General features: G+C 73.4%; 14 protein-coding genes and 1 pseudogene. 4 read left to right on the forward strand and 11 right to left on the reverse strand.

The genetic code is table 11. The annotated features are described in order from the left end of the window. Window positions 1-197: 197 nt before the first annotated feature. Window positions 198-629, reverse strand: coding sequence for an ATP-binding protein (locus tag GTW43_RS25285; RefSeq protein WP_161304317.1), 432 nt, complete (start codon window positions 627-629; stop codon window positions 198-200). A 126-nt stretch (window positions 630-755) separates the two neighbouring features. Further along, window positions 756-1097, reverse strand: a complete 342-nt coding sequence (bldG, locus tag GTW43_RS25290) for an anti-sigma factor antagonist BldG (RefSeq protein WP_003975386.1) — start codon at window positions 1095-1097, stop codon at window positions 756-758. Between the two features lie 163 nt (window positions 1098-1260). On the opposite strand from bldG, the gene GTW43_RS25295 reads away from it, so the two are divergent. Next, the gene (locus tag GTW43_RS25295; protein WP_237536810.1) at window positions 1261-3810 is read left to right on the forward strand and encodes a DEAD/DEAH box helicase; all 2550 of its coding nucleotides are present in this window, start codon (window positions 1261-1263) and stop codon (window positions 3808-3810) included. Here the strand turns inward: GTW43_RS25295 and GTW43_RS25300 are convergent. From GTW43_RS25300 to ssd, 7 genes and pseudogenes are all read right to left on the reverse strand, one after another. Then, window positions 3696-3995 (reverse strand): annotated as a pseudogene (locus tag GTW43_RS25300) (Rv3654c family TadE-like protein); the annotation flags it as partial. The gene GTW43_RS25295 and the pseudogene GTW43_RS25300 sit on opposite strands and share 115 nt — an antisense overlap. A 515-nt stretch (window positions 3996-4510) precedes the next feature. Then, window positions 4511-4897, reverse strand: coding sequence for a TadE family type IV pilus minor pilin (locus GTW43_RS25310; RefSeq protein WP_161304318.1), 387 nt, complete (start codon window positions 4895-4897; stop codon window positions 4511-4513). Beyond that, on the reverse strand, window positions 4884-5609 hold the full coding sequence (locus GTW43_RS38710) for a DUF4244 domain-containing protein (protein WP_343246111.1): 726 nt from the start codon (window positions 5607-5609) through the stop codon (window positions 4884-4886). Before GTW43_RS38710 ends, GTW43_RS25310 begins: the two co-directional genes overlap by 14 nt. A gap of 165 nt (window positions 5610-5774) precedes the next feature. Next, window positions 5775-6605 (reverse strand): type II secretion system F family protein, encoded by an 831-nt coding sequence (locus GTW43_RS25320; protein WP_237536812.1) that lies wholly within the window; start codon window positions 6603-6605, stop codon window positions 5775-5777. 216 nt (window positions 6606-6821) lie between these two features. Next, on the reverse strand, window positions 6822-7703 hold the full coding sequence (locus tag GTW43_RS25325; protein WP_161304320.1) for a type II secretion system F family protein: 882 nt from the start codon (window positions 7701-7703) through the stop codon (window positions 6822-6824). 46 nt (window positions 7704-7749) lie between these two features. Further along, entirely contained in the window at window positions 7750-8889 is a 1140-nt protein-coding gene (locus GTW43_RS25330) for a TadA family conjugal transfer-associated ATPase (RefSeq protein ID WP_202501921.1), read from the reverse strand. 20 nt (window positions 8890-8909) lie between these two features. Beyond that, entirely contained in the window at window positions 8910-10007 is a 1098-nt protein-coding gene (gene ssd / locus GTW43_RS25335) for a septum site-determining protein Ssd (RefSeq protein ID WP_161304322.1), read from the reverse strand. 568 nt (window positions 10008-10575) lie between these two features. Between ssd and GTW43_RS25340 the strand changes: the two genes are divergently transcribed. Next, a complete protein-coding gene (locus GTW43_RS25340) occupies window positions 10576-11427 on the forward strand; it encodes an HAD-IB family hydrolase (protein ID WP_161304323.1) in 852 nt (283 codons plus the stop codon). Window positions 11428-11836: 409 nt separating this feature from the next. On the opposite strand, the gene GTW43_RS25345 is transcribed toward GTW43_RS25340, so the two are convergent. Continuing rightward, window positions 11837-12661, reverse strand: coding sequence for an oxidoreductase (locus GTW43_RS25345; RefSeq protein WP_161304324.1), 825 nt, complete (start codon window positions 12659-12661; stop codon window positions 11837-11839). 101 nt (window positions 12662-12762) lie between these two features. Between GTW43_RS25345 and GTW43_RS25350 the strand changes: the two genes are divergently transcribed. After that, window positions 12763-13752, forward strand: a complete 990-nt coding sequence (locus GTW43_RS25350) for an ATP-binding protein (RefSeq protein WP_161304325.1) — start codon at window positions 12763-12765, stop codon at window positions 13750-13752. 76 nt (window positions 13753-13828) lie between these two features. On the opposite strand, the gene GTW43_RS25355 is transcribed toward GTW43_RS25350, so the two are convergent. Then, window positions 13829-15187, reverse strand: coding sequence for a hypothetical protein (locus GTW43_RS25355; protein WP_161304326.1), 1359 nt, complete (start codon window positions 15185-15187; stop codon window positions 13829-13831). A gap of 364 nt (window positions 15188-15551) precedes the next feature. Between GTW43_RS25355 and GTW43_RS25360 the strand changes: the two genes are divergently transcribed. Next, window positions 15552-18014: a SulP family inorganic anion transporter gene (locus GTW43_RS25360; protein WP_161304327.1), complete on the forward strand. Its 2463-nt coding sequence runs from the start codon at window positions 15552-15554 to the stop codon at window positions 18012-18014. Window positions 18015-18117 lie beyond the last annotated feature (103 nt).

Below are 18117 nucleotides of genomic sequence, written 5' to 3' on the forward strand. Positions count from 1 at the left end.
TCGACGTTCTGGTCGACGTTCTGGTCGACGTTCTGGTCGATCTTTCTTTCTGCGGCGCACGCCAGGGAACAGCAGAAAGGCCCTGCTCACCGCGCGGACGAACGCGCGGGGCACAGGGCCCTGGTGGACTACCGACGAGTGGCGACGAGTGGCGACGAGTAGTCGACGGCCGGTCGTCGACCGGCCGGTGCTGCGTCTCAGACGGGCTCGGTGTCCGGCGCGGTCGGCCAGCTCATGCGGATCAGACCGCCGTGCTCGTCGGCGGTGACCTCCACGTCGTCCACGAGACCGCTGATCACGGCGAGGCCCATGTCGTCCTCGCCGTCGGCATCGGGCTCGGCGGCGCCGCCCCCGGCCGTCTCGGAGGCGCCCGCCGCGCGCGGCGCCTCGTCACCCACCTCGATGGAGAACTGCTTCTCCTCCTCGATCAGGGCCACTCGCACCGGCGCCGACAGGTCGCTGCCGCGATGCAGCCCCACGGCGCGGGTGCACGCCTCGCCCACGGCGAGCCTGACCTCGTCGAGCACCGCCTCGTCCACACCTGCCCGGCGCGCCACCGCGGCCGCCACGAGACGGGCGGTCCTGACGTGCTCGGGAAGAGGGCTGAAGCGAAGTTCGACGGTGGCCATGCATCCCCCTCTAAGGACGGGCGTCCTCTCGAGAACCGGGCCGACCACAGCCGCCCGGTCCTCGGATCTCTACCGGATCTCTACCGATGTCCTGCCGGCGCGGTCGACGCCGCCGGCCGGACCGGCTCAGTCGGTCGCCGCGACGGCTTCCTCGACCGAGGTGTGGATCGGGAAGACCTTGGTCAGACCCGTGATCCGGAAGATCTTGAGAATGCGCTCCTGGTTGCAGACCAGGCGCAGCGAGCCCTCGTGGGCCCGCACCCGCTTCAGACCGCCGACCAGCACGCCGAGCCCGGTGGAGTCGAGGAAGTCCACGCCCTCCATGTCGACGACAAGGTGGAAACTGCCGTCGTTCACCAGCTCGACCAGCTGCTCGCGCAGCTTGGGCGCGGTATACACATCAATTTCGCCACCGACCTCGACGACCGTACGATCGCCGACGGTACGGGTCGACAGGGACAGGTCCACGGATCCTCCAGCACCTTGCTAATCGAGCGGTCGCCCCTCGGGGACACCTCGGCCTGATCCCCCGGGACGGTTCGCCAGCCGCGATGGCATTCAATCACTTACCGGCAGGCGTGCACGACGCCTTGGAACATTGTCCGTCACGCCAGTGACACACTCGGAGCCGATGGCCAAGAATCACCGATCCGAACGACCCGCGGCGTCCACGGGCTCCCGACCCTCTCCCGGGGCGGTCCTGGAACGGCTCGCCTCGGGTCCGAGCAGGGCTGCGCGCATCACCCATACGGAGCACCTGCCCCCTCGTACGGGGCGTCATGCCGTCTGGCCTGATCGAATCCGCGCCGAGGTCGTCGCCGCCGTACAGAAGGCCGGAATCGATCACCCGTGGGCCCACCAGGCCCTGGCCGCGGAGCACGCACTGGACGGCGAGTCCGTCGTCGTCGCCACCGGAACGGCCTCCGGGAAGTCCCTCGCCTACCTCGTCCCGGTCCTCTCCGGCCTCCTGGACGGCTCCGAGGCGCCGAACGGCCGCGGGGCCACCACCCTCTACCTCGCCCCCACCAAGGCGCTCGCAGCGGACCAGTGCCGATCGGTGAAGGAACTTTCACAACCGCTCGGCCACGCGATCCGCCCCGCGGTCTACGACGGGGACACCCCCTTCGAAGAACGCGAGTGGGTCCGCCAGTACGCCAACTACGTCCTGACCAACCCCGACATGCTGCACCGCGGGATACTCCCGTCCCACCCCCGCTGGTCCTCCTTCCTCAAGGCCCTCGAGTACGTCGTCATCGACGAGTGCCACACCTACCGCGGCGTCTTCGGCTCGCACGTCGCCCAGGTCCTGCGCCGGCTGCGCCGCCTCTGCGCGCGCTACGGGGCCGACCCCGTCTTCCTGCTCGCCTCGGCCACCTCCGCCGAGCCCGCCGCCTCCGCCCGCCGGCTGACCGGCCTGCCCGTCGTCGAGGTCGCCGACGACTCCTCGCCCCGCGGCGAGGTCGTCTTCGCCCTCTGGGAGCCGCCGCTCACCGAGATGCAGGGCGAGAAGGGCGCACCGGTGCGGCGCACGGCGACCGCCGAGACGGCCGACCTGCTGACCGACCTGACCGTCCAGGGCATCCGCTCCGTCGCCTTCGTACGGTCCCGGCGCGGCGCCGAGCTGATCTCGGTGATCGCCCAGGAACGCCTCGCCGAGGTCGACCGCTCCCTCGTTCGGCGCGTCGCCGCCTACCGCGGCGGCTACCTTCCCGAGGAGCGCCGGGCCCTCGAAGCCGCCCTGCACTCCGGCGAACTCCTCGGCCTGTCCGCGACCACCGCCCTCGAACTCGGCATCGACGTCTCCGGCCTCGACGCCGTCGTCATCGCCGGCTACCCCGGCACCCGTGCCTCCCTCTGGCAACAGGCCGGCCGCGCCGGGCGCTCCGGGCAGGGGGCCCTCGCCGTCCTCGTCGCCCGCGACGACCCCCTGGACACCTACCTCGTCCACCACCCCGAGGCCCTCTTCGACCAGCCCGTCGAATCGACCGTCCTCGACCCCGACAACCCGTACGTCCTCGCCCCGCACCTGTGCGCCGCCGCGGCCGAACTCCCGCTCACCGCACCGGACCTGGACCTCTTCGGCCCCGCCACCGCCGACCTGCTCCCCCAGCTCGAGGCGGCGAAGCTGCTGCGCCGGCGCACGAAGGCCTGGCACTGGACGCGCCGCGAGTCCGCCGCCGACCTCGCCGACATCCGCGGCGGGGGCGGCACCCCCGTGCAGATCGTCGAGGCGAGCACGGGGCGGCTCCTCGGCACGGTCGACGCAGCCTCCGCCCACACCACCGTCCACGACGGCGCCGTCCACCTCCACCAGGGCCGTACGTACGTCGTGAAGCAGCTCGACCTCGACGACCACGTCGCCCTCGTCGAACCCGCGAGCCCCACGTACTCGACCACCGCCCGCGACACCACGGCCATCTCCGTCCTGGAGACCGACGTCGAAGTCCCGTGGGGCGAGGGCCGGTTGTGCTACGGCTCGGTCGAGGTCACCAACCAGGTCATCGGCTACCTCCGCCGCCGGCTCATCACCGGCGAGGTCCTCGGCGAGACCAAACTCGACCTCCCTCCCCGCACGCTGCGCACCCGCGCGGTGTGGTGGACGGTCACCGAGGACCAGCTCGACGCCGCCCGCATCAATCCCGAGATCCTCGGCGGCGCCCTGCACGCCGCCGAACACGCCTCCATCGGCCTCCTCCCTCTCTTCGCCACCTGCGACCGCTGGGACATCGGCGGTGTCTCGGTCCCGCTGCACCCCGACACGCTGCTCCCCACGGTCTTCGTCTACGACGGCCACCCCGGCGGGGCGGGCTTCGCCGAACGGGCCTTCCACACCGCCCGGAAGTGGCTGACCGCCACGCGCGAGGCGATCGCCGCGTGCGAGTGCGAGGCGGGCTGCCCTTCCTGCATCCAGTCCCCCAAGTGCGGCAACGGCAACGATCCGCTGCACAAACGAGGCGCCGTACGTCTCCTCTCCGAGCTGCTCCGGGGCGCCCCGACCACGGGTGACCTGGGATCCGGGTCCTCCGGGGCCGGTCCCGTGGCCGGCACCGGCCCCTCGGGGAGCGGGCCCGCGGGCCCGGCACGGGAGCGGACCTCCACGGCGAACGGGCCGGACCCCGCCGCAGCGACCACTTCGGCCTCCTCCCCGCGCACCGCGCAGTCCACGACCCGGGCCCCCTGAGCCCGGGCCACCCGCCCGGCCAGGGCACACGCCTCACCGCCTCCTTCCATCCAGTGCCCCGCCGCGGCCAACGCGGCCAAGTCGGCCGCGCCGCCCGCCCGGTGCCGGGCCTGAACCGCCTGACCCAGGGCCAGCACCGCCCCGAACACCGCGCCGACGGCGGCGAGCGCCACGACGACCCACACCGTCGCCGACCCCCGGTCCGCCCCGGACCCGCCTCCGGTCCCACCCCGACCGAGCCCCCGAGCCGCCCCCGTCCGAACGGCAGCCCACCGACCCGAGGGGGCTGTGCGGTGGGCGGTCGCTCCGGTCCGGACAGCCGCCCACCGACCTGTGAGGGCTGTGCGGTCGGCGCGGTCACTGCGGTCGGTGTGGCCTGCGCGGTCTGCGCGGTCGGTGCGGTCGCCGCGGTCCGTGCGATCGGCGCGGCCAGCGCGGTCGGTGCGGTCTGCGCGGTCACTGCGGTCGGCGTGGCCTGCGTGGACGCCGCGGTCTGCGCGGACGCCGTGGTCTGCGCGGTCGGTGCGGCCGGTGTGGCCGGTGTGGCCTGCGCGGTCGGCGCGGTCTGCGCGGTCGCTGCGGTCGGCGTGGCCTGCGCGGTCGGTGCGATCGGCGCGGCCAGCGCGGTCGGTGCGGCTCGCCCCAGCTGCGCGGTCGAGGCGACCTGCGCAACGACGCCCGGCGCCTCCGTCGTGCCCCCTCACGTCGCCCCCACCGTCTCCTCGGCCGCCGCTACAGCCTCCGCTCGCAGGTCGACCGAGAGGGGCCCCGGCCCCACGGACCGGGCCGACACCGTCACCCGAACCAGGTCACCCTCCCGGCTCACGTCGACCCGCGCCCCGCTCGGTGCCGCCTGTCGGGCGGCATCCTGCGCGGCATCCGCCGGCTCCTGCCGGGCCGCGGCGCGGGCCCCGGCCCGCGCCGCGTCCACGCACCGGATCTGCCCCGACACCGCCAGGAGGGCCCAGACCAGCGCCAGCGTGAACCCCACGAGCACCGGCAGCACCACCGCCGCCTCCGCCGTCACGAACCCTCTGTCGGGGCCCCGCGCGAACCGGCGCCCGGCACTCCGCTCAGAACGACCCATTGAGCGCCTTCCCCACCAGAGACTGCAGAGTCGCCTGCACCGGGTCGCTCGTCATCACCTTGTAGAGCAGTCCGGCGAACCCCACGGCCGCGAGAATGCCCACCGCGTACTCGGCGCTGACCATCCCGGCATCCGACCGCGCCGCCCGAACGGCCCGCGCCCACCTCCGCATCCGCCCTCCGACGCCCAACCGCGGCCCTGCGACGGCATTCCCGGCCGCCTGGCTCGCCGACACGCATCGCCCGACGTCCGTCCCCCTTCGCCCGCTCACCGCCACCGCCCTTCCCGACGCACTACGCCTCACGTCCGACCCCCGTTCCCTCTGGGCCGCACACCCCACAGCCACCGCCGCACCCGGCCCTGGCCCTGGCCCTGGCCCTGGCCCTGGCCCTGGCCCTGGCCCTGGCCCTGGCCCTGGCTCACCATCCGTCACTCCCGCTTCAGACACCTCACGCCCCACGCCCGACTCCCGCTCCCCCGCAGCTACTCGCCCCGTCGCGACCTCACGCTTCACTCGCGGCCCTCGCTCCACATCGCTCCTCGGCTTCCCTCCAGTTCGCGGAGCCGACCCCGGGTTCGAACCCGGTTCTGACCCCGGGTCCGACCTCAGATACGGCCCCAGGTACGACCTCTGGCCAGAGACCGATCCCGGGCCCGTGCCCGATCCGCCTGACACCGCTCGCCCGCGCCCATCGCCCACATCTGCCGCCATCACAACCTCCGCTCCTTTCACACCTGTTCGCCCTTCCAAGCCGCTCTTCAGCGCGCTGGCACCACGCCCCCTCCCCTCTGCGCTCAGCCCACCCACACCAGCTACACCGGCCTCCCCGGCGCCCCGCCTCCCTCAACTCGGCTCGTTCGCCTCCTCGGCTCCGCCTCACCCACCCCCTCCGCTCAGCACTCCACCCGCCAGGCCGATCACCACGGGCAGGACACCGACCACCAGGAACGCGGGCAGGAAGCACAGGCCGACCGGCGCCGTGATGATCACCGCCGCCCGCCGCGCCACCGCCGTCGCGCGTCTGCCCCGCTCGGCCCGGCACTCCGCGGCGAATCTCGCCACCGGTACGGCTGCCGGCGCCCCCGACTCGCCTGCGCGCTCAAGGAGACGGACCAGTCCGCCGGCTCCGGGCAACGCCGCCAACTCCCGCCAGGCGAAGCCAGGTGCGGAGCCGAGACGAACCTGCGCCGCGCCACGCGCCAGGGCCCGCCCCACCGGCCCGTCGAGCGACTCCCCGACCGCGCGGGCGGCCCCGACCGGATCGGCCCCGGCCGCCAGGCACGCCGCCAGGAGCTCTGCCGCGAGGGGCAGTTGTCGCTCGGCCTCCGCCCGGGCGACCGCGTCCACCTCTGCATCCGCACCGCCGCCACGGCCACCGCCCAGCCCCGCATCGGCCGACGATCGCCGTCCATCACCGCGCCGACGCCACACCAGCCCGGCCGCCACCACCCCGACGAGGAGCCCCGCCGCTCCTCCGACCAGCACATATCCGGCGCACCCGGCGCCGGTCGCCGACATCCACCGGCGCAGCGCCGCAGGCAGTCGCACCCGATCCCGACGGCGTTCCACCGGTACCGTCGCCAAGACCGCCCGCACCCGCCTGCGCACCCCGCGCGACCGCCACCTCGTCAGAACCGCGGTACTCGCCCAGACGCTCAGCGCGATCACGCACAGCACTGCCCCCAGCCTGTGGACAACTTCCACCATCGACCCGACCATCCACATCACCCCCTTCTCCAGCCCGGCAATCCGCTATCAATCCGGCAACTCGCCTCACTCCGCGCCTCCTCCATATCCGTCCCGGCCTGGCCCAGCCCCGGCCCCGGCCCCGGCCCGGCACATCTCCGTCCCGACCTGGCCCAGCCCCGACCTGGCCCCGCACAGCCCATCTCCGCCCCGGGCCCGCTCAGCCGCACCGCCCCCTCATCCCTCCGCCCTGCGCACGATCCGCACCGCCCACCAAAGCCCCGCCGCCTCCAGCACCGCGCCGACCGCCAGGCATCCCAGCCCGGGGCCGGTGTGCAGCAGCACCCGCAACGGCCGGGCCCCGAGCAGTGATCCGAGGAGCAGGCCCAGCACCGGCAGGGCGGCGAGCATGACCGCCGTCGACCAGGGGCCGGCCAATTGGGCACCCAGATCGGCCCGTTGGTCCCGCTCCGCGCGCAACGCGTCCGCCAGCCGGTCGACGCCGACCGCGAGGCCCGCGCCGCGGTCCACCGCCACTCGCCAGCACGCCGCGAGCCCGTGCAGTCCCTCCGCGCCCGGCTCGCGCGCCGCCGCGCCCAGTGCCGCGGGGACGTCACCGCCGAACCGTGCCGCCGCCAGGACCGCGGCGCCACCCGGTGCACCCGTCTCCCGTACGGCGACGGTGAGCGCGCCGCCAGGCTGACGGCCCGCGCGCACCTCACCGGCCAGCACCTCGCACAGCCGGATCACCGCGTCGCCACGCCTGCCCCGCTCGCGCCGCGCGTCCCGCGCCCGGCGCACCCGCGCCGCAGCCGGCACCGCGAGCACCCCCAGCACCAGAGGCAGCAGGGAGGACCCCAGCGCCCCGACGGTCAGGCCCGCCGCCCCGCACCCCCACTCGGGCCGCGCCCGCAGCCAGGCCCAGCACCGGCCGGGCACCGCCCACCGGCCGACATCCCTGACCGCCGCCGCGCCCGCCCCGGCGCCCACGTCCGCGCCCCGGGGCGCCGGAACCCCGCCCAGCACCCGCCGCGCCCGCCGCACCTCGACCTCCCGGGCACGCACCGCCCAGGCCACCGCCGCGGCCCCGATCAGCGCCACCGCCACCACTGCGCTCATCCGGCGCCTCCCCCAGGACGCATCTCGAGGGCGGCCTTCGCATCCGTCACGGCTCCCGCACCCCCAGCAACGCACCGAGGCGCGCCCACCCCGGCCCCGGCACGAACCCCCGCTCGCCCCACTCCAGAGCCGAGACGGTCCGTGTCCAGCCGTGCGGGTCCCGCTCCAGGACGTGGACCTGGGCGACCCGGCGCCGCCCGCTCCGGTCCCGTACGAGGTGGAGGATCACCGAGACCGCCGCCGCCAGTTGGCTGTGCAGCGCGGCCCGGTCGAGTCCGGCCGCCGTGCCGAGCGCCTCGAGGCGGACGGGGACGTCCCGTGCCGCGTTGGCATGGAGGGTGCCCGAACCTCCTTCGTGTCCCGTGTTGAGCGCGGCCAGCAGGGACACGACCTCGGCGCCGCGCACCTCCCCGACCACGAGCCGGTCGGGGCGCATCCGCAGAGCCTGACGGACCAGGTCGTCCAGACCGACGGCGCCCGCGCCCTCCTGGTTGGCAGGACGGGACTCCAGGCGCACCACGTGCGGATGGTCGGGGCGCAGTTCGGCCGAGTCCTCCGCCAGGACGATGCGCTCCTGCGGGCCGACCAGGCCCAGCAGCGCCGACAAGAGGGTCGTCTTGCCGGTGCCCGTGCCGCCGCTGATGAGGAACGACAGTCGGGCGTCCAGCAGGGAGCGCAGCACCCGGTCACCACCGGGAGGCACCGTGCCCGCCGCGACGAGCTCCTCCAGCGTGAAGGCGCGGGGCCGCACGACCCTGAGCGACAGACACGTGCAGCCGACCGCGACCGGGGGCAGCACGGCGTGCAGCCGCGTCCCGTCGGGCAGCCGTGCGTCGACCCAGGGGCGGGCGTCGTCCAGACGCCGGCCCACCACGGCGGCGAGCCGCTGGGCCAGCCTGCGGACGGCCGCGGCACTCTCGAAGGCGACGCCCGCCGGCTCCAGGCCCCCGCCGCGGTCGACCCAGACCCGGTCCGGCGCCGAGACCAGCACGTCCGTGACGGCGGGGTCGCCGAGCAGGGGCTCGAGCGGCCCGGCGCCCACGAGCTCCGACCTGAGCCGCCCGGCCGCGCCGAGCACCTCGGTGTCGCCCAGGATCCGGCCCTGTGCCCTGAGCGCCTCGGTCACGCGCGCGGGGGTCGCCTCCGCCCCGTTCTCCGCGAGCCACTGGCGGACGCCGTCGAGCATCCGCGCCCCGACCACGGCGCTCACGCGAGGCCTCCGGTGTCCGCTCCCACGGTCACGCGCTCCCAGAACTGCTCGCAGAAGCGGCCGAGGCGGCCGCCCGCGCCGGGTGGTCCGCCGCGCGACACCCCGCCGTCCAGCGGCAGTTCGCCCGCGAGCGGCAGGCCGAGCAGCCGGGCCGTCTCGTCCGCGTCCAGGTCGGCAGCGCCCCGCCCGGCCGTCGTGACGACCCGGAGGTCGCGGAGCACCATGCCGGCGGCTCCCGCCGTCCGGCGGGCCGCCGCGACGGCACGCAGCTCGGTCGGCACCACGAGCAGCCCCAGGTCGAGCTGGGCGAGCGCCTCGACGGACCCGGCGTCGATCCGCCGCGGCAGGTCCACCACCACGACGCCGCCACGGCGCCGACCCGCGGCGAGCACCGCCCGGACGGCCTCGGGCGGCACCGCCGCCAGGTCGCCGCGGTCCCAGCTGAGCAGCCGCAGTCCGTGCAGGCTCGGCAGCGACTCCTCCAGGGCCGTGGCGCCGACCCGTCCTCGGGACTGGGCGAAGGCCGGCCAGCGCAGCCCGTCCGCCGCCTCCCCGCCGAGCAGGACGTCGAGCCCGCCGCCCAGCGGGTCCGCGTCGACGAGCAGCGTGCGCCGGCCGGTGCGCGCGGACGCCACGGCGAGCGCGCAGGCCAGCGTGGACGCTCCGGCGCCGCCGCGGCCGCCGAGCACGCCGACCGTGAGCGCGGGCCGACCGACGCCCTCCGCGACGTCGGCGATCCGGTCCATCAGCCACTGCTCCCCGTCCGGAAGCATCAGGACATGGTCGGCGCCGATCTCCACGGCCCGCCGCCACACCCCGGGGTCGTCCTGGTCACGGCCCACGAGGACGACCCCGTGCCGCCTGGCGACACCGCGCAGCCGTCCGGCCGCGTCGTCCCCGACGAGCACCAGGGGCGCCCCCTCCCAGCTCCCACGGCTGCCCGGCGCCCCGTGCACCGCCTCGGGCCGGACACCGGCCGCCGCGCACAGCCGCAGCAGGTCGTCCAGGAGCCCCACGTCCTCCGTCACGATCAGCGGTGCACGTCCCGCTCCGCCGGCGTCCCGCGCCGGGTCCTGCGTCCTCGTCCCCGTCATGATCCGATCCCCCTCTCGCCGCGTCCGCCCGCACCCGCGGACGGTCCGAACCGCGGCGGAGCCCCGGCTGCGCGGAGCACCGAATACCGGTCACCCCACGCAGTCCGGCCAAAACGAACCGGCCATCGGCACGAACCGGAACTCCGCCTGCGGAATCACCGTGCAGCCATCCCGGAAATCGTGTGGATCTTGGTCAATAACTGTGGACAGGAGAACGCTTGTGAATATCTCCGTCACCCAAACCGGTGAGGCATCGGGACCACTCCCCGGTTCTCCGCACAGCAGCTCGACGGTCACACAGCGTGACGAACGGGAGGAGTGCAGCTCACGGCGCCGGGGCCCGGCGACACGGTTGAACAGACAAGAAAAAAGGACCCGAAAACGGGTCCGGACATGCGACGACCCCCGCCGGGGGGGAGAGCGGGGGTCGTCCCCACGGTCCGACTCGGGGGGGGAGGAGCCAGACCGGGTTAGCACGGTCGCGAACGATCCGTGACTTCCATGGTGTACCCGAGAGCCTTCTCAGGCAAACCCACGCGCCCGACCTTACGCCGAATGGTGGGCGCCTATGCTCGGGCTCGTGGAAAACCACTCCTTGACGCACTCCATGCCCCGCGCGGCGGCCTTCTTCGACCTGGACAAGACGGTCATCGCAAAGTCGAGCACGCTCACCTTCAGCAAGTCGTTCTACCAAGGCGGGCTGATCAACAGGAGGGCGGTGCTGCGGACCGCGTACACGCAGTTCGTCTTCCTCGCGGGCGGCGCCGACCACGACCAGATGGAGCGCATGCGCGCGTACCTCTCCGCGCTGTGCCGCGGCTGGAACGTGGAGCAGGTGAAGGAGCTCGTCGCCGAGACGCTGCACGACCTGATCGACCCGATCATCTACGACGAGGCGGCGTCCCTCATCGAGGAGCACCACACGGCGGGCCGCGACGTCGTGATCGTCTCGACATCCGGCGCCGAGGTGGTCGAGCCGATCGGCGAGCTGCTCGGGGCGGACCGGGTGGTGGCCACGCGCATGGTCGTCGGCGACGACGGGTGCTTCACGGGTGAGGTGGAGTACTACGCGTACGGCCCCACGAAGGCGGAGGCGGTCGAAGAACTGGCGCGCAGCGAGGGGTACGACCTGTCGCGCTGCTACGCGTACAGCGATTCGGCGACCGATGTTCCGATGCTGAGCACGGTCGGGCACCCGTACGCGGTGAACCCGGACCGGGCGTTGCGGCGCGAGGCCATCGCGCGCGAGTGGCCGATTCTCGACTTCAGCAAGCCCGTCCGGCTCAAGCAGCGGCTGCCGCACCTGTCGGCGCCGTCCCGGCCGGCGGTGGCCGCGGCGGTCGCCCTCGGCGCGGCGGCAGCCACGGCGGGACTGGTCTGGTACGCCAGCCGGCGCCGCGCCGCCGCCCCGGCCGTCTGAACCCCTGCCCGCCTGAACTGCTGCCCACCTGGACCGCTGCCCGCCGGGCCCGCTGGGCCACCGACCAGGCAGCGCCCGATTTCGCCCTGTTTGAACGTAAAAGTAAAGAAGTGTGGCCAGGACTACCGATCACTGCGGGGGTGGAGTAGAAAGGAGTCAACGGCCCGCGAGACCAAGGACATCCGAGAGGATCACCTTCACACGCAACCAGGCCCCACGGACCGACGCATGAACACAGGGCACCCACGCGACGTCGACCCGTCGATTACGGGCCAGCCGCACCAGGTGACGGGCAGAAGTTCCCGACCTGATGGGCAAACACATCGAGGACGCTTGGTAACCCGGTGGCCATGCCAGCGGCGGTACGAGGACTCGTACCGCCGCAACCCTTGTCCGGCCCCTGCCGGACTCAGGCGGCGCCGCGCTGCAGCGCCTCACAGACCGCGGTCGACTCCCTGACCCCCAGCTCGACGGCCTTGCCGCAGTGGGCGATCCATGTCGCCATGCCGTCCGGAGTGCCGGAGACATAGGCCTCCAGAGCCGCCGCGTACTGGGCGCGCCCCAGCTCCGCGTGACCCACCTCCGCCGGGCAGATCGACTTGGGGTCGAGGCCGCTGCCCACCAGAACGATGCGCTCGGCGGCCCGCGCCACCACACCGTTGTGCGAGCCGAAGGGACGCAGGGCGAGCAGCTCGCCGTGCACCACGGCCGCCGTCACCAGCGCCGGCGCCTCACCGCCCGCGATGATCAGCTGTGCGAGCCCCTCGAGCCGTCCGGCCACCTCGTCCGCGCCCGGGAGCGGCAGCTCGACGAGCGGCTCGTCGACCGGCTCGCCCGCCTGCCGGGGGCGGCCCACCGCCGCGCCGTTGTCCGCGGCGGCGACCAGGTGCAGGCGCGCGAGGACGCGCAGGGGCGACTGCCGCCAGATGGACAGGAGTTGACCCGCTTCCGCGGTCAGCCGCAGGGCGGCGCCGATGACCGGCGCCTCCCGGTCGCCGTCGCCCCCGCTGAAGTCGGTGCGCCGGCGCACCTCCTCGAGCGCCCAGTCGGCGCCCGACAGCGCCGCACTGCCCCGGGCGCCGCGCAGCGCGGCCTCGGAGGTCACCTCGTTGCTGCGGCGCCGCATGACACGGTGCCCGTAGACCCGGTCCACGGCCTTGCGCACGGAGGCCACGGAGTCGGCCACGCCCGGCAGGTCGGCCAGCGCGGCGAGGGGATCGGCTGTCGTACTCATGCGTACGACCCTACGGGCCGTGGGGCGCCGCCCCACGAAGGAGTGGTCTTCTTCACGCCTGGACACCACTCAAAGCGACGTTCCCACTACTCTTCGTGAACATGAAGATCGCTTTCGTGGGCAAGGGCGGCAGCGGCAAGACCACGCTGTCCTCGCTCTTCATCCGACACCTCGCCACCACGGGATCGCCGGTCGTCGCCGTCGACGCCGACATCAACCAGCACCTGGGCCCCGCGCTCGGACTCGACGACGAGACGGCCGCGGCCCTGCCGGCCATGGGGGCGCGCCTGCCGCTCATCAAGGACTACCTGCGCGGATCGAACCCGCGCATCGCGTCCGCCGAGACGATGATCAAGACCACCCCGCCCGGCGAGGGCTCACGCCTGCTGCGGGTCGACGAGAGCAACCCGGTGTACGAGGCCTGTGCCCGGCCGGTGGAACTCGACGGCGGGACCGTCCGTTTGATGGTCACCGGGCCGTTCACCGAAGCCGATCTCGGTGTCGCCTGCTACCACTCCAAGACCGGAGCGGTGGAGCTGTGTCTGAATCACCTCGTCGACGGCCCCGGCGAGTACGTGGTGGTCGACATGACCGCGGGCTCGGACTCCTTCGCCTCCGGCATGTTCACCCGTTTCGACATGACGTTCCTCGTCGCCGAGCCGACACGGAAGGGGGTCTCGGTCTACCGCCAGTACAAGGAGTACGCACGGGACTTCGGCATCGCCCTGAAGGTCGTGGGGAACAAGGTGCAGGGCGAGGACGATCTCGACTTCCTGCGCTCCGAGGTCGGGGACGACCTGCTCGTCACCGTCGGGCACTCGGACTGGGTGCGCGCCATGGAGAAGGGGCGACCGCCCCGCTTCGACCTCCTGGAGACGGCCAACGCGACAGCACTCGCCACTCTGCGGGCCGCCGCCGACGCGACGTACGGCGCCCGCGACTGGGAGCGGTACACGCAGCAGATGGTGCATTTCCACCTGAAGAACGCGCAGAGCTGGGGCAACGAGAAGACGGGGGCCGACCTCGCGGCACAGATCGACCCCGGCTTCGTCCTGCGGGAGAGCACACCGACGGCGGTCGCCTCGGCCTGACCCGTCCACCCGGACGGACGGGTCAGCCGGGTCGGCCGGGTCGGACCGACTCAACCGTCCTGTCCAGGCGGCCGGTTCAGGAGGTCGATGCCGACGCCGGGGTGCCCGAGCCCTTCGCGGGTGCGGGCGCCGGCTTCCCGGTCAGGTAGGACGCCCAGCCCTGCCCGGGAGCCTGGCCCACGCCGAGCTTCGTCAGCTTGGCGAGGGTCGCCGGGTCCTGCGCGTCGAGCCAGTCGGCGAGCTGGCGGAAGGAGACGCAGCGCACGTCGGGCTTGCCGCAGACGGTCTTCACGGTGTCCTCGACGGCACGCATGTAGACGCCGCCGTTCCAGGACTCGAAGTGGTTGCCGATGACCAGGGGTGCGCGGTTGCCCGTGTAGGCGCGGTCGAAGCCCGCGAGCAGGCTGTCCCGCATCTGGTCACCCCAGTACTGCCGCATGTCCGGGTCGCCCTGAGTGCTGGTGCCCGACTGGTTGACCATGAAGTTGTAGTCCATGGTCAGCTGCTCGTACTTGTGCCCCTTGAAGGGGACGAGCTGCATGGACAGGTCCCACAGGCCGTTCTTCCTCTTCGGCCACACCTGGTCGTTGACCCCGCTCGTGTCGTAGCGGAAGCCGAGCTCCTTCGCCGCCCGCATGAAGTTCTTCTGGCCTTCGAGGCAGGGGGTGCGGGCGCCGATCAGCTCCTTGTCGTAGTCGAAGGGGAGCGGCGGCATGTTCTTCAGGCCCGCGTTCGTCTTCCACGTCTTCACGAAGCTCTTGGCCTGCTGGATCTCGCTCTTCCACTCGGCCACCGACCACTCGCCGACGCCGCCGCCCTTGCCGCAGAAGTGGCCGTTGAAGTGGGTGCCGATCTCGTTGCCCTCGAGCCAGGCGGCACGCACCTGCTCGGCGGTGTCCCTGATTCCCTGAGTGTCGTTGAAGCCGATGTCCGAACTGCCCGCCGAGTGCTGGGGGGCGTGGTAGAGGTCCTTCTTGTCCTCGGGGAGCATGTAGACGCCGCTCAGGAAGTACGTCATCGTCGCGTTGTTCGCCTTGGCGACCGAGCGGAAGTGGGAGAACAGCTTCTGGCTGTCCTCGCCGGCGCCGTCCCAGGAGAAGACGACGAACTGCGGCGGCTTCTGACCGGGCTTCAGGCGCTCGGGGCGCGACAGGTGAGGCTGCTGCCCGGTGTACGCCGTCGAGCCGTCGCCGATCAGACGCAGCACGCTGCCGGGCGCGGCCGGCGCGGCCTTCTTCGGGCCGGGGGCGCCCTTGCGGTGCGGTGCGGGTGCGGTGTCGTCGGACGCGCAGCCGGCGAGGACGGCGGTGCACGCGGCGACGGCGGTGACGCACGCGAGAGCCCTGCGCGCGGTGGCCGTACGGGTGGCGGTCCTGCGAGTGGCAGCCCGACGGGTGGCGGTCCTGCGAGTGGCGGTCCACGGGGTGGCGGCCATCTTCCGCCCACCTTCTTCCTGGGGGTCGGCTTGCGAGACGAGACACGCAGAGCGCGCGAAATGTCCTGAAAGGTCGAGTTCGCCGCCAAGGTCGCATGCGCTCCGTTCGGAATTAATCCGACAAGCCGATCAAGAATCTTATTCACTCCCCCAGGTGAAGCATTGCCCTATTTGCACCATTAGCCCTTCCCTGCTCTTTACTCTGCATTACGATCCGTTTACCGAGCGTTGATCGACCACCTGTTCATTGCTTCATCCCGCCGCTGCACGCCGTGAACCACGGCCGCGATGCGACCCCGGCCACCGCCGAGGGGTCCGTCCCCCACATTCCGCGACCGCGCTGCACCCCTGAGGAGACGGGAACATGTCAGCCTGCGTACCCACCCGCGCCGACGACCCCGACCGGACGGCCGAGCCCTCGGCCTCCGTGCGGAAGGCGCACAGTCCACCGCCCGCACCGCACCGCCGCTTCCGGATCGCCGGCGCCGACCTCTCCGCGTCCGTGTCCGTCTTCCTGATCGCCCTGCCGCTGTCCCTCGGCATCGCCCTCGCGACGGGCGCGCCCCTCGAGTCCGGGCTCGTCGCCGCCGCCGTCGGCGGACTCGTCGCCGGATTCGTCGGTGGCTCGGCGCTCCAGGTCAGCGGCCCGGCCGCGGGCCTGACCGTGGTCACCGCCGAGCTGATCCAGCGCTACGGATGGCGCACCACGTGCGGCATCACCGTTCTCGCCGGCCTCGCCCAACTCGGTCTCGGCTGCCTGCGCGTGGCGCGCAGCGCGCTCGCCGTCAGCCCCGCCGTCGTGCACGGCATGCTCGCCGGGATCGGCGTCACCATCGCCGTCGCCCAGCTGCACATCGTCCTCGGCGGCACGCCCGACAGCTCCGTTCTCGCCAACATCGCGTCGCTGCCGCACCAGTTGGCCCGGGTGCACCCGGCCGCCCTCGCCATGAGCGGACTCACGCTGGGACTGCTCGTCCTGTGGCCCCGGCTCCCCGGCAGAGCCGGCCGCATCGCCCGCAAGGTGCCCGCCGCGCTCGTCGCAGTGACCGCGGCCACCACCGCCACCGTCACGCTCGGCCTGACGCTGCCCGAGGTCGACCTGCCCTCCTGGAGCAGCCACGCACTCGCGGGACTGCCCGAGGGGCCGGTGCTCGGCATCCTCGCCGCCGTCCTGACGACGACACTGGTGTGCAGCGTGCAGTCGCTGCTCGGCGCCGTCGCCGTGGACAAGCTGGCGACCGCGCGCACGGACCTGCCGCCCGCCGCCCGCCGCTCCCACCTGGACCGCGAGCTGCTCGGCCAGGGCGCGGCGAACATCGTGTCCGGTTCGCTCGGCGGACTCCCCGTCGCCGGCGTCGCCGTCCGCTCGACGGCCAATGTGAACGCGGGCGCGGTCAGCCGGAACTCCACGATGCTGCACGGCGTTTGGGTAGTAGCGGCCACGCTGCTCCTCGTCCCGCTCCTGGAGCTGATCCCGCTGGCCTCACTCGCCGCCCTGGTGATGGCCGTCGGGATCCGCATGGTCTCCCTGCACCACATCCGCACGGTCACCCGCCACCGTGAGGTCCTGGTGTACGTCGTCACCACGCTCGGTGTCGTCGCCCTCGGTGTACTGGAGGGCGTCGGCCTCGGGGTGGCGGTCGCGGTCGGCGTCGCCCTGCACCGGCTCGCCCGCACCCGTATCACGCACACGCAGGACACCCAGGGCGTCCACCATGTGCGCGTCCGGGGGCAGTTGACTTTCCTGGCCGTGCCGCGGCTGAGCCGTACGCTGCACCAGGTCCCGCAGGGCGCCGCCTGTGTCGTGGAGCTGGACGGGTCGTTCATGGACCATGCCGCCTTCGAGGCGCTGCAGGACTGGCAGCACGCGCACACCGGGCAGGGCGGCACCGTGGAGGTCGCCGGCCGGGCCGGAGCACGCATCGCGGAGCCCGCGAGCGCCGCGCACACCTGCTGCCGCCCGTGGACCCCCTGGCGCAATCACCACTGCGACGGTCCGCAGTCCGCACCCGCCCCCGAGCAGACCTCGGACCGACCGCGGACCGGTGGGCACCAACTGGCCAGCGGTATCAGCGCGTTCCAGCGGAACACCGCCCCGCTGGTCCGCGGCGAGCTGGCCCGGCTCGCCCGTGAGGGCCAGCAGCCCACCCAGCTCTTCCTGACCTGCGCCGACTCGCGGCTCGTCACGTCGATGATCACGTCGAGCGGCCCCGGCGACCTGTTCGTCGTGCGGAACGTGGGCAATCTCGTCCCGCTCCCGGGCGAGGAGAGCGGGGACGACTCGGTGGCCGCCGCCATCGAGTACGCCGTGGACGTGCTGAAGGTGCAGTCGGTCACCGTCTGCGGGCACTCCGGGTGCGGCGCGATGCAGGCGCTGCTCGCGGGGCCGCCCGACGGGGCGGCACGCACTCCGCTCACCCGCTGGCTGCGGCACGGCCTGCCGAGCCTGGCGCGGACCGCGGACACGGAGCGGCCCGGGGCGCGGCTCGCGGGCCGGGAGCCGGCGGACGCGGCCGAGCAGTTGTGCCTGACCAACGTCGTGCAGCAGCTGGAGCACCTGCGGGCGCACCCCTCGGTGGCCCGCGCCCTGGAGGACGGCGCGCTCGAGCTGCACGGCATGTACTTCCACGTCGGTGAGGCGCAGGCCTACCTCCTCACCGAGGGCGACCCCGTCTTCGGCCATGTCGACGGCACGGAGCAGACCGGGGGCTCCGAGAACCCCGAGAACCCCGAGGCCCCCGCCCCCACCGAGAACACCGGCAGAACCCCGGGCACCCCCGGCACCCCCGGTACCGAGGAGGAGGTGCGAAGGCCCAGCCTCGCGTGACCACGGCGGCGTTCTCCCGAACGAGCGCTCGCACGACAGCTCGCGTGACCTGCTGAACCCTGCGGCCGTTCCGCACGTGTGAACCGGTGCGGAACGGCCGCGC

This window comes from Streptomyces sp. SID5785, assembly GCF_009870065.1.
GTDB lineage: Bacteria > Actinomycetota > Actinomycetes > Streptomycetales > Streptomycetaceae > Streptomyces.

Excerpts from the sequence above, each read along its gene's own strand:
- GTW43_RS25285 (WP_161304317.1), bottom strand. The coding sequence starts at position 629 with ATGGCCACCGTCGAACTTCGCTTCAGCCCTCTTCCCGAGCACGTCAGG.
- GTW43_RS25295 (WP_237536810.1), top strand. The coding sequence starts at position 1,261 with ATGGCCAAGAATCACCGATCCGAACGACCCGCGGCGTCCACGGGCTCC.
- GTW43_RS25310 (WP_161304318.1), bottom strand. The coding sequence starts at position 4,897 with ATGGGTCGTTCTGAGCGGAGTGCCGGGCGCCGGTTCGCGCGGGGCCCC.
- GTW43_RS38710 (WP_343246111.1), bottom strand. The coding sequence starts at position 5,609 with ATGGCGGCAGATGTGGGCGATGGGCGCGGGCGAGCGGTGTCAGGCGGA.
- GTW43_RS25320 (WP_237536812.1), bottom strand. The coding sequence starts at position 6,605 with ATGGTGGAAGTTGTCCACAGGCTGGGGGCAGTGCTGTGCGTGATCGCG.
- GTW43_RS25325 (WP_161304320.1), bottom strand. The coding sequence starts at position 7,703 with ATGAGCGCAGTGGTGGCGGTGGCGCTGATCGGGGCCGCGGCGGTGGCC.
- GTW43_RS25330 (WP_202501921.1), bottom strand. The coding sequence starts at position 8,889 with ATGCTCGACGGCGTCCGCCAGTGGCTCGCGGAGAACGGGGCGGAGGCG.
- ssd (WP_161304322.1), bottom strand. The coding sequence starts at position 10,007 with ATGACGGGGACGAGGACGCAGGACCCGGCGCGGGACGCCGGCGGAGCG.
- GTW43_RS25340 (WP_161304323.1), top strand. The coding sequence starts at position 10,576 with ATGCTCGGGCTCGTGGAAAACCACTCCTTGACGCACTCCATGCCCCGC.
- GTW43_RS25345 (WP_161304324.1), bottom strand. The coding sequence starts at position 12,661 with ATGAGTACGACAGCCGATCCCCTCGCCGCGCTGGCCGACCTGCCGGGC.
- GTW43_RS25350 (WP_161304325.1), top strand. The coding sequence starts at position 12,763 with ATGAAGATCGCTTTCGTGGGCAAGGGCGGCAGCGGCAAGACCACGCTG.
- GTW43_RS25355 (WP_161304326.1), bottom strand. The coding sequence starts at position 15,187 with ATGGCCGCCACCCCGTGGACCGCCACTCGCAGGACCGCCACCCGTCGG.
- GTW43_RS25360 (WP_161304327.1), top strand. The coding sequence starts at position 15,552 with ATGTCAGCCTGCGTACCCACCCGCGCCGACGACCCCGACCGGACGGCC.